Here is a 2,231-nt window from a genome sequence, read left to right as displayed (position 1 = left end):
ACTTGATGCAGTATTAGCAAAACTTGCGGAGGGTATTAAAGCGGCAACACCGGCTGAGATTGGCAATGCTAAAGATGCTGCAACTGGCAAAACTTGGTATGCCGACATTGCTGACACATTGACGTCTGGTCAAGCCAGTGCTGATGCGTCTGACAAGCTTGCACATTTACAAGCTTTGCAAAGTCTGAAAACGAAGGTGGCAGCTGCCGTTGAAGCGGCCAAGACAGTTGGTAAAGGCGACGATACAACCGGTACTAGCGACAAAGGCGGCGCTCAAGGTACCCCGGCGCCCGCTCCAGGCGACACAGGTAAGGACAAAGGCGATGAGGGCAGCCAGCCTAGTTCTGGCGGTAATATCCCAACAAAGCCAGCCACAACGACGTCAACGAGCACGGATGATACGACTGATCGTAATGGTCAACTTACATCCGGTAAGGGAGCATTACCCAAGACAGGAGAGACAACTGAGCGGCCAGCGTTTGGCTTCTTGGGTGTCATTGTGGTCATTCTGATGGGGGTATTAGGATTGAAACGGAAACAACGTGAAGAATAGACTGTCCATGCGTTGCGTTTAGGGCAGCAGCGTATCGACAAAAAGAAAAGGGCGCTACGATATTTGGAGTTGAGGTTCAAAGTCAAATGGTACTGATGACCGGTAAAATTTAATATTTTGAACCTTGCTTAGGCAGCTGACTTCACATTGTTGAGATCAGCTGCCTTTTGCTTATAGTTCATTGAGTAGAAACGGTTCTGTTGCGAAGTTTGAAAATCAAACGCGCCCTCTCTGAACTCCAAATATCTTAGGCTGTTATTCCCATTAATACCTTGATTTCAGTAGACACCGAAAAGCCGAAGAGAGTGCCTTCTTTTCGGGTTTTCTTATATAATCCTCGAATGGCTTCCATGCCTTTAATCGTGGGTGAGGCAGTGCGTAAACTTCGATAGAATTTATTGCGTCTCTTTACTGGACGATGGTCTTGTTCAATCAAATTATTCAGGTATTTAATGGTACGATGTTCTGTCCCTTGATAAAAGCCGTATTCTTTTAGTTTCTTAAAGGCACTTGTAATAGAGGGGGCTTTATCTGTGACTACAACCTTCGGTTCATCAAACTGCTTCACTAACCGCTTAAGAAAAGCATAGGCTGCTTGTGTGTCCCGTTTTTTACGTAACCAAATATCCAAGGTTAAACCATCTGCATCGATGGCTCGATACAAATAATGCCATTTTCCTTTAATTTTGATGTACGTTTCATCCATTTTCCATGAATAAAAGGATTTTTTATTTTTCTTTTTCCAGAGATGATAGAGGACTTTACCGTATTCTTGTACCCAACGATAAATAGTTGTGTGACAAACGTTAATCCCACGATCATAAAGGAGTTCTTGAATTTCACGATAGCTTAGATTGTAACGTAGATAATAACCAACAGCGACAATAATCACATCTTTTTGAAATTGTTTACCTTTAAAATAGTTCATTGATATATCCTCGCTGTCATTTTTATTCATTTTACACTAAAATAGACTTATCAGAAAACTTTGCAACAGAACCGATTTCTCAATCTTAGGTTTCACGATTTCAACATCACGAATTTCAACTGTCAACTGTTTTTCCTCACCAGTTTTAGTTTTTCCTGTTACTTGCATAAAGACTCTCCTTGCTATTTCACTAATATAAGAACGCAAACTCTGACATTTGCGCCCCTAAAATAAAAAAGACCTAAGTCGTTTTAATATACTTAAGTCTTCACTACTCAAAATAGAATAATTTTTCAAATTCTATATCCAACGCTATACAAAGTAATAATGCTAATTTAGCAGATGGAACGTACTCATAGGTTTCTATATTGCTAATTGTCTGTCTCGAAACACCAACAATTTTAGCCAAATTACTCTGGTTTATTTGTTTTTCAGCACGAGCCACTTTTAACCTATTCTTTAACTCAAGTTTTCCTTTATCCCTCATTTAAAAATTCCACTCATTAAATTCCAGCCCATCACAGAAACAGCAATTAATAATACTACAATTACTATGATGTTAGTCATCGACCTCTTCTTTTTGAACAGATATATTTCATGTCCCAAAGCCAAAAGTAATAACATAAAAAACAAATCGTCTATAGATTCATTTTTTAGCAACCTAATTGTGAAAATAAACAGCCAAGCAAGTAACAACATAATATAGTGTACTATTGACATATTTCTCCACTTCGATAGTTTACCCTCATC

General features: G+C 39.2%; 4 protein-coding genes. 1 reads left to right on the top strand and 3 read right to left on the bottom strand.

The window, feature by feature from the left end; translation table 11 throughout:
- Nucleotides 1-553: LPXTG cell wall anchor domain-containing protein (locus tag ABTZ99_RS44820; protein WP_499619264.1), on the top strand; the 553-nt coding region annotated here is incomplete at its 5' end.
- 247 nt (nt 554-800) lie between these two features.
- Here ABTZ99_RS44820 and ABTZ99_RS44815 read toward each other — a convergent pair.
- The 3 genes from ABTZ99_RS44815 to ABTZ99_RS44805 form a co-directional block, all read right to left on the bottom strand.
- On the bottom strand, nt 801-1,481 hold the full coding sequence (locus tag ABTZ99_RS44815; protein WP_355015319.1) for an IS6 family transposase: 681 nt from the start codon (nt 1,479-1,481) through the stop codon (nt 801-803).
- A gap of 271 nt (nt 1,482-1,752) precedes the next feature.
- Nucleotides 1,753-1,968: a helix-turn-helix transcriptional regulator gene (locus ABTZ99_RS44810; RefSeq protein ID WP_101913440.1), complete on the bottom strand. Its 216-nt coding sequence runs from the start codon at nt 1,966-1,968 to the stop codon at nt 1,753-1,755.
- The coding region (locus tag ABTZ99_RS44805) for a hypothetical protein (RefSeq protein ID WP_499619261.1) at nt 1,965-2,231 on the bottom strand (267 nt) is incomplete at its 5' end. The genes ABTZ99_RS44810 and ABTZ99_RS44805, both read right to left, overlap by 4 nt.

Origin of the sequence: Actinosynnema sp. NPDC002837 (assembly GCF_040295345.1) — a bacterium.
In the GTDB taxonomy this organism is placed as follows: domain Bacteria; phylum Actinomycetota; class Actinomycetes; order Mycobacteriales; family Pseudonocardiaceae; genus Actinosynnema.
The sequence above is the reverse complement of the archived record's forward strand: the minus strand, read 5'-3'. Positions and strand labels throughout refer to the sequence as shown.

Excerpts from the sequence above, each read along its gene's own strand:
- ABTZ99_RS44810 (WP_101913440.1), bottom strand. The coding sequence starts at position 1,968 with ATGAGGGATAAAGGAAAACTTGAGTTAAAGAATAGGTTAAAAGTGGCT.
- ABTZ99_RS44815 (WP_355015319.1), bottom strand. The coding sequence starts at position 1,481 with ATGAACTATTTTAAAGGTAAACAATTTCAAAAAGATGTGATTATTGTC.